The organism is Sphingomonas sp. (genome assembly GCF_031380695.1).
Classification (GTDB): domain Bacteria; phylum Pseudomonadota; class Alphaproteobacteria; order Sphingomonadales; family Sphingomonadaceae; genus Sphingomicrobium.
Window position 1 is genome coordinate 1 of record NZ_JANMWY010000312.1, and the last position, 7,976, is coordinate 7,976.

The following is a 7,976-nucleotide window of genomic DNA, read 5'->3' on the forward strand; positions in this document are numbered from 1 at the left end:
CGATGCCCTGCATCGCGCCGATGGCGGCCACGGCGATGAGCGCGGCGATCAGGCCGTATTCAATCGCAGTTGCACCCTTGTTGTTCTTGATCATCTTGAGAAACTTCGACATTACCGGTCTCCTTCAGGTTCCACGCGGGACCCATGTCCCCCGTCCAGCGACCGTCCATTGCCGCCGGATGAAGAGAGAATTAGACGTCGACAATTGAGAAACCTTTAAGCCGGGCGGTTACCGTAGCTTAACCATATTTATTTTTTCAGGTCGATTTTCGGCGATCACAACGCATCGAGCAAATTGCCGAGCGCGTCCCCAATCCGCCGAAGCGCGCGCGTCCCATCGCTCCATTCGGGCGGAATCGGCGACTGGCTCGGCGCCGGCGGCTCGGGCTGCGGCACGTGGAACCCCTCGGGAAGCGGGGGCCCCGCCCGCCGGTCGATCGCTAGCGCCGGCTGCATGAAATTCTTCCAGATCGTCGCCGGGATCGTCCCGCCGCTGACCTTGCCGAGCGACTTGTTGTCGTCGCGTCCGACCCATACGCCGACCACCAGGCCGCGCGCGAAGCCGATGAACAGCGCGTCGCGATTCTCCTGCGTCGTCCCGGTCTTGCCGAACGTCGGCACGGCCAGCGCGGCGCGGCGGCCGGTGCCCTCGTTCGCCGCCGCCCACAGCAAGTCGAGCATCGGCGCCCAGTCGCGCCGCTCGTCGAGCCGTCCGCCGCGTTCCAGCAGGCCGGAGAACATGCCGCCCTCCTCCCCCGCCTTGACCGGCAATCCCCGTGCCGCGACCGGATAGCGCCCCCCGGCCACCGCGGCATAGGCCGAAGTCAGTTCGATCAGGCTCACCCCCGACGTCCCCAGCGCCAGGCTCGGCTGGTCGGCCAGCGGACTGGCGATGCCCAGTTCGCGCGCGGCGCGGATGACGTTGGTCCGCCCGACCCGCTCGGCCAGCCGCACCGTCGCGGCGTTGCTCGACCGCGCGAACGCCTCGCGCATCGTGATTGGCCCTCGGTAGATGCCATCGCTGTTGACTGGCTTCCACCCGTCGATGCTGATCGGCGTATCCTCGATAATCGTATCGGGCGTGTAGCCGGCGCGCAGCGCGGCGAGATAGACGAACAGCTTGAACGCCGATCCCGGCTGCCGCCGCGCCTGGGTCGCGCGGTTGAACGGCGAGTCGCCGTAATTCTTGCCCCCCACCATCGCGACGACCTCGCCGGTCGGGCGCATCGCCACCAGCGCGACCTGCGCATTGCCGACCTGCGCGCTGGCGACGGCCCGCACCGCCAGGCGCTGCAAATTGGCGTCGAGCGTCGTCGGCACCCTGATCTGGCCATAGTCGGCGGTGAAGCTCGCCTGGGCGGCGGGGGCGACCCAGTCGGCGAAATAGGTGCCGGTCGGCACGCGGTTTGCCGTATAAATCGGCCGCGCCATCGGCGTGGAGGCTCGTGCCCGCGGGATCACGCCGGTCTCGACCATTTGCGCCAATACCAGCCGGCTCCGCGCCTGCGCCGCCGCGAGATGCTGGGTCGGGGCGAGGCGTGACGGTGCCTGGACCATGCCCGCCAGCATCGCCGACTGCGGCAGCGACAGATTCTGCGGCTCGCGCCCGAAATAATGATGCGCCGCCGCCCTCAGTCCATAGACGCCGTCGCCGAAATAGACCGACGACAGATAGCGCGAAAGAATCTCCTGCTTGGTCAGCCACGCCTCCAGCCAGAAGGCGATGATCACCTCGCGCGCCTTCCGTCCGAGGCTGCGGTCGGACGACAGGAAGCTGGTCTTGGCAAGCTGTTGGGTAATCGTCGACCCGCCCTGCCGCACCTCGCCGGCGTGCATGTTGGCGATCGCCGCGCGCGCAATCCCGCGCGGATCGATGCCCCAATGCGAATAGAAACGCCGGTCCTCGATCGCGACGAACGCCGCCGGGGTCAGCGGGTTGAGCCGGGTCACGTCGACCGGCGCTTCCTTGACCGCGCCGCGCCGCGCGATCGGCTGGCCTTCACTCGACACGATCAGCATCGCCGGGGCCGGCAGCGGCTCCAGCGCGCGCGACAGGGGCGCGGTCACGATCAGCCACAGCACGGTGACCAGAAATAGTCCGGCGAGGACATAGGCCGTCCACTTGATCCGCGAGCGCCACCGGCGGCGCGGCTTGATGTGGCTCGGCGGGAGCTGCGCAGGCTCGAGCGCACCGGGCAGGTCCTCGACGTTGACGCCGCCTCGGCTCCAGATTCCGTCGTGATCGGCCATCGTCACCCCAACCGGGAAGCGCCGTCGAGCGCACCACTGCCTTAGCGCACTAAAACACTTCCGCCGCCTTATCCAGCCTCGCGATGAACCGCGCATTGCCGCGTGCGGCGATGCGCGGCTAAAGCCGATTGATGCGGTCCTTCCCCCGCCCCGTGCTGGCGTTGCTGTTGACGGCGGCGGTCCTCGCTCCCGTGGGCTGCAGCAAGCCCAAGGGCGGCGCGATCTCGGTCACCGTCATCGGCGATTCGCCTCGCCTAGCCGATCCTGCCGTGGGCCCGCTCCCGACTGGCGACGGTGTGCTCCTCGGCAGCATTGCCCAGGGCCTGGTCCGGTTCGACGCCCGCGGGCAGATCGACGCCGGCCTCGCCGAGCGCTGGACGGTCACCGACGATGGCCTCAGCTACATCTTCCGCCTTCGCTCCGGCTTCTGGCCGAGCGGGCGCAAGATCGACGCCCGCGAAGTCGCCCGCATCCTCAACCGCGAACGACGCCAGGCGAGCCTCAACACGATCAAGGACACGATCGGCGCGATCAGCGAAATCGTGGCGATGACCGACCGGGTGATCGAGATCCGCCTCGTCGCCCCACGCCCCAACCTGCTCCAGCTGCTCGCCCAGCCCGAATTCGCCATCTTGCGCATCGACCCCGATTCGACCGGCGAGGGCAGCGGTCCGTTCATCCGTCAGCCGGGCAAGCCCGAGGAAGGCCTGGGTCTGAGCCGCACCCTGCCCGGCGCCGACGGCGAACAGGACGTCCGCGAGGAAGTCGTCGTCACCGGCCTGCCAGCCCCCTCGGCCATCGCCCGCTTCCGCACCGGCCAGGCGCAGATGGTACTTGGCGGCAGTTTCTCCGACCTGCCGGTCGTCCGCGCCGCAGGAGTGGCGCGGGGCACGCTGCGATTCGATCCTGTCGCCGGCCTGTTCGCCCTCGTCCCGGCACGGCAGGGCGGCCCGCTCGCCGACAAGGCGCTGCGCAGCCTGATCAGCCGCGCGATCGACCGTGACGCGCTGGTCGCGGCGTTCGACATCGACGGGCTGACGGCGCGCGCGACCCTGCTCCAGCCGGGACTTGATGGCATCGGCGACCCGCTTGCCCCCGGCTGGATGGCCCAACCTCTCGCCCAGCGCCGCGGGGGGTTGATCACCGAGGCTAACCGCCTGCTCGGTAACAGGAAGATCGTCCTGACCGTCAGCTTCCCCGCCGGCCCCGGCTCGACCCTGCTGTTCAACCGGCTGGCGGCGGACCTCGCTCCGCTCGGCATCGGCCTCGAAGCCGCCCCGCGCGGTTCGCCGGTCGACCTCACCCTCATCGACGAAGTCGCCCCCTCGACCTCCCCGGCATGGTTCGTGCGTCGGCTGCATTGCGGCGTCGTCGCGCTGTGCGCTGCCGAGGTCGACGCCATCGCCGACGCCGCGCGCGAGACCCAGTCACCGCAACAGCGCGCGCAATTCCTGTCCCTCGCCGCGCAGCTGATCGACCGCGAGGTACTGGTCATCCCGCTGACCGCCCCGATCCGCTGGTCTTTGGTCTCGTCCGACCTTCCCGGATTTGTCGAGAACCGTTTCGGCCGCCACACGTTGAGTGACTTGGCCATTAAGCCGGCACGAGAGGGTAATTAACGATGACGATCCGCGTGGAACAGCTCAAGAATCTTCCCGGCATGGGCAGCGATCCGGCCTCGGTCCGCCAGCGGGTCGAGGGCATGGAAAAATTGCTCGAGGGGCTGATCACCATCCCCGGCTTCAACCGCAAGATCGGGCTCGACGTGATCCTCGACCTCGTGCCCGTGGCGGGCGACGTCGCGGCGGCGGCGCTAGGCAGCTACATGGTGTGGGAAGCGCGCAACCTCGGCATGTCGAAGGGCCAGATGGCCAGGATGGCGGGCAATGTCGGCTTCGATTTCCTGCTCGGGCTGATCCCGTTCATCGGTGCCGTCCCCGACTTCTTCTTCCGCTCGAACACCCGCAACCTCAAGCTGATCAAACGCCATCTTGACCGCCATCACCCCGAGACGGCGATTGTTCCGGGCGCGGTCTCGCAACGGTAAGTAGCGTCATCCCTCGTCCAACCTGCAGACGCGTCAGGCCCAATCACATCCGCTGTCAGACGTCGTCAATTCGACGCGTGGCGCCCGCAGCAATCCAGGACCCCACGCGCGACCGTGTATCGCGACGCGACGTTCGTAACGACGCAGGCCCAACTGAAACGCATACGAAAACCTTACAACAGCCCGATCCGCCGGAAACTGGTCCACTCCCCGGCCCCGAACACCAGATGATCGAGCAAGGTCACCCCGATCGCCTCGCTCGCCAGCGCCAGACGACGGGTGGACTGGCGGTCGGCGGCACTCGGGCGGGGATCGCCACTGGGGTGATTATGGGCCAGAATGATGCCTTTACTACCCCGCAGCAGCGCGTCGGTCAGGATCGTGCGGACCGGCAGCTCCGCCCCCTCCCGGTCGCCACCATGACGCGCAAGGTGAAGGCAGCGCGACGCCGAATCGAGGTGCGCTACGAACAATGTCTCGGTTGCCGGATCGCGCGTCGCGAACAGCGCCCCGAAATAGTCGCGCGCTGCCTGCTCCCCGGCCAGGATGATCGGCGCGATGCTGGGGAGTCCGTCGAGCCCAGTGATCCGGGGCGCCAGAGCAACGCGGCGGGAAGGAGTGACGGTGGATCGCGGACGCTGATGCAACATGACGAAAGGCTGCGCCAGATCATGGTGCGCGCAAAGCGGATCAATATCCACAACGGAGGTTTCCGCAATCGACCGGATAGGTCCTATCCGTTTCGGACCAATTTCGCCGTCTCCGTTGAAAAGCTGACCAGACCGCCGCGAGGCTACTCCGTCGCCGCCTCGCGCTGCTCATCGAGCCAGCGCTCCAGCCACTTGATGGTATAGTCCCCGCCAAGGAATCCCTCGTCGCGGATAATCCGCTGCTGCAGGGGAATCGTCGTCTTCATCCCTTCGACGACGAATTCCTCCAGCGCGCGCTTCAGCCGCATGATGCACCGCTCGCGCGTGCTGCCATAGACGATCAGCTTGCCGATCATGCTGTCGTAGTAGGGCGGCACCTTGTAGCCGGCGTAAAGCCCGCTATCGACCCGCACGTGCATGCCGCCCGGTGCGACATAATTCTTCACCAGCCCCGGCGACGGCACGAATGTCTCGGGGTCCTCGGCATTGATGCGGCATTCGATCGCATGGCCGTGGAGCACGATCTGGTCCTGGCGGCACGACAGGCCGTCGCCTTGCGCCACCCTGATCTGCTCGCGCACGAGGTCGATGCCGCTGATCATTTCGGTCACCGGATGCTCAACCTGAAGCCGGGTATTCATCTCGATGAAGTAGAATTCGCCCTTCTCGTAGAGGAACTCGATCGTGCCCGCGCCGCGATAGGCCATGTCGGCCATCGCCTTGGCGACGATTCCGCCCATGTGGGCGCGCTGCTCGACCGAGATGACCGGTGACGGCGCTTCCTCCAGCACCTTCTGGTGGCGCCGCTGGACCGAGCAGTCGCGCTCGCCAAGGTGGATCGCCTGGCCCTCGCCGTCGCCGAACACCTGGAATTCGATATGCTTGGGGTCGTCGAGATATTTCTCGAGGTAAACGGTATCGTCGCCGAACGCCGCCCGCGCCTCCGACGCCGCCTGCGCCATCAGGCTTTCGAGCTGCGCCTCTTCGGGAACCACTTTCATGCCGCGCCCGCCGCCGCCCGACGCCGCCTTGATCAGTACCGGATAGCCGACCTCGGCGGCGATTGCCTTGGCCTCGGCGATGCTCTCCAGCGGTCCCGGCGAGCCCGGCACCAGCGGCAGACCGAGCGTCGCCGCCGTCCGCTTCGCCTCGACCTTGTCGCCCATGATGCGGATATGCTCGGGCTTGGGCCCGACCCAGATCAGCCCGTGGCTCTCGACGATCTCGGCGAACTGCGCATTCTCGCTGAGGAAACCATAGCCCGGATGGATCGCATCGGCGTGCGTAATCTCCGCCGCCGAGATGATCGCCGGGATGTTGAGATAGCTCTCCGCCGCGCTCGGCGGGCCGATGCACACCGTCTCGTCGGCGAGGCGAACATGCATCGCATCGCTGTCGGCGGTCGAATGGACCGCGACCGTCTTGATCCCCATCTCGTGACAGGCGCGATGAATGCGCAGAGCGATCTCGCCGCGATTGGCAATCAACAGCTTGGTGATGGCCACGCTTCGGCTACTCGATCACGACGAGCGGCTGGTCATATTCGACCGGCTGCGCGTCGGCGACCATCAGCTGCCGCACCGTCCCCGCCTTGGGCGCGAGGATCGGGTTCATCACCTTCATCGCCTCGATGATCATCAGCGTGTCGCCCGCCTTCACCGTATCGCCGACCGCAATGAACGCCGCGCCGCCCGGCTCGGCCGACAGGAACGCCGTGCCGACCATCGGCGACTTGACCGCGTCCAGCGACGGAGCGGCAGCGACCGGAGCCAACGAAGGCTGCGCAAACGCATGCTGCGCCACATGGACCGGAGGGGCCTCGCGCCGCACTCTGATCTTGCGCGCTCCGTCCTCGACCTCGATCTCGGTCAGCTCGTTGGCCGACAGCAGCTCGGCCAGCTCGCGCACCAGCTCGGCGTCGATCCGCATCGCGCCCTCGGCGGGCTTCGCCTTTTGATCGGCCATCAGATAATCCCTAACGTAAACAAGCCGCGCCCCCTGTCAGAGCCGCGCCGCCGCGTCCAGTGCCAGTGTATAACTCGCTGCCCCAAAGCCGCGCACCGATCCCTTGCACACTGCCCCGACCAGGCTCTTGTGGCGAAACGCCTCGCGCGCTTCGGGGTTGGACAAATGGACCTCGATCACCGGCACGGCAATCGCCGCCACGGCATCGCGCAGCGCCACCGATGTATGCGTGTATCCGCCCGGATTGAGGAGCACCGCCTGCGCCCCACTCGCCGCCGCCTCGTGCAGCCAGTCGATCAGATGCCCCTCATGGTTCGACTGGCGCATGTCGATCGTCAGGCCGAGCCCGCCCGCCTGCTCGGCCAGCATTGCGCCGATGTCATCGAGCGTCTCGCGCCCGTAAATCTCGGGCTCGCGCGTTCCCAGCAAGTTGAGGTTCGGCCCGTTCAACACGAATACGGTTCCGCTCATCTCGTCACCCCTCATTGCACGCCCGGCCTGTGCCACCTATCTGGCCCGAGTCAATGACCGACGACCGCACCCTATCGCTCCGCATCAACGGCGATCACCGCCGCGTCCCTGTGGGCATCACGCTGGCCGAGCTGATCAACTCGATTGGCCTCGATCCGCTCCGCGTCGCGGTCGAGCGCAATCTCGCGATCGTCCCACGCTCGACCTTCGCCACTTTGTGCGTCGAGGACGGCGACGATTTCGAAATCGTCCATTTTGTCGGAGGCGGCTGAGGTGGACGCGCACCAGAACAGCATAGCGGACACGTGGACCGTCGCCGGCCGCACCTTCTCTTCGCGCCTCATCGTCGGCACCGGCAAGTATAAGAGCTTCGAGGAAAACGCCGCCGCGGTCGAGGCATCGGGCGCCGAGATTGTCACCGTCGCCGTTCGCCGGGTCAACATCGCCGACCCCAAGCAGCCCATGCTGAGCGACTTCATCGATCCGAAGAAGATCGTCTACCTGCCCAATACCGCCGGTTGCTTCACCGCCGAGGACGCCATGCGTACGCTCCGCCTGGCGCGCGAGGCGGGCGGGTGGAACCTCGTCAAGCT

At 66.9% G+C, this 7,976-nt stretch carries 8 protein-coding genes and 1 pseudogene; 3 read left to right on the forward strand and 6 right to left on the reverse strand.

Annotated elements, in window-relative coordinates; translation table 11 throughout:
- Both RMN84_RS11285 and RMN84_RS11290 read right to left on the reverse strand, forming a co-directional pair.
- A partial coding sequence (locus RMN84_RS11285; RefSeq protein WP_309612272.1) for a Flp family type IVb pilin occupies positions 1–112 on the reverse strand: 112 nt, incomplete at its 3' end.
- 164 nt (positions 113–276) lie between these two features.
- The gene (locus tag RMN84_RS11290) at positions 277–2,250 is read right to left on the reverse strand and encodes a transglycosylase domain-containing protein (RefSeq protein WP_309612265.1); all 1,974 of its coding nucleotides are present in this window, start codon (positions 2,248–2,250) and stop codon (positions 277–279) included.
- A 131-nt stretch (positions 2,251–2,381) separates the two neighbouring features.
- On the opposite strand from RMN84_RS11290, the gene RMN84_RS11295 reads away from it, so the two are divergent.
- Together RMN84_RS11295 and RMN84_RS11300 are read left to right on the forward strand one after the other, a co-directional pair.
- Positions 2,382–3,869 (forward strand): ABC transporter substrate-binding protein, encoded by a 1,488-nt coding sequence (locus RMN84_RS11295; RefSeq protein ID WP_309612266.1) that lies wholly within the window; start codon positions 2,382–2,384, stop codon positions 3,867–3,869.
- 2 nt (positions 3,870–3,871) lie between these two features.
- A complete protein-coding gene (locus RMN84_RS11300; RefSeq protein WP_309612267.1) occupies positions 3,872–4,297 on the forward strand; it encodes a DUF4112 domain-containing protein in 426 nt (141 codons plus the stop codon).
- 173 nt (positions 4,298–4,470) lie between these two features.
- Here the strand turns inward: RMN84_RS11300 and RMN84_RS11305 are convergent, their stop codons facing one another.
- From RMN84_RS11305 to aroQ, 4 genes are all read right to left on the reverse strand, one after another.
- Positions 4,471–4,947: a JAB domain-containing protein gene (locus RMN84_RS11305; RefSeq protein ID WP_309612268.1), complete on the reverse strand. Its 477-nt coding sequence runs from the start codon at positions 4,945–4,947 to the stop codon at positions 4,471–4,473.
- Between the two features lie 143 nt (positions 4,948–5,090).
- Positions 5,091–6,452: an acetyl-CoA carboxylase biotin carboxylase subunit gene (gene accC, locus RMN84_RS11310; RefSeq protein ID WP_309612269.1), complete on the reverse strand. Its 1,362-nt coding sequence runs from the start codon at positions 6,450–6,452 to the stop codon at positions 5,091–5,093.
- 7 nt (positions 6,453–6,459) lie between these two features.
- The gene (locus tag RMN84_RS11315; RefSeq protein WP_309612270.1) at positions 6,460–6,912 is read right to left on the reverse strand and encodes a biotin/lipoyl-containing protein; all 453 of its coding nucleotides are present in this window, start codon (positions 6,910–6,912) and stop codon (positions 6,460–6,462) included.
- Positions 6,913–6,948: 36 nt separating this feature from the next.
- Positions 6,949–7,383, reverse strand: coding sequence for a type II 3-dehydroquinate dehydratase (gene aroQ / locus RMN84_RS11320; RefSeq protein ID WP_309612271.1), 435 nt, complete (start codon positions 7,381–7,383; stop codon positions 6,949–6,951).
- Between the two features lie 53 nt (positions 7,384–7,436).
- Between aroQ and thiS the strand changes: the two are divergent.
- Positions 7,437–7,976: pseudogene (gene thiS, locus RMN84_RS11325) on the forward strand (sulfur carrier protein ThiS); the annotation flags it as partial.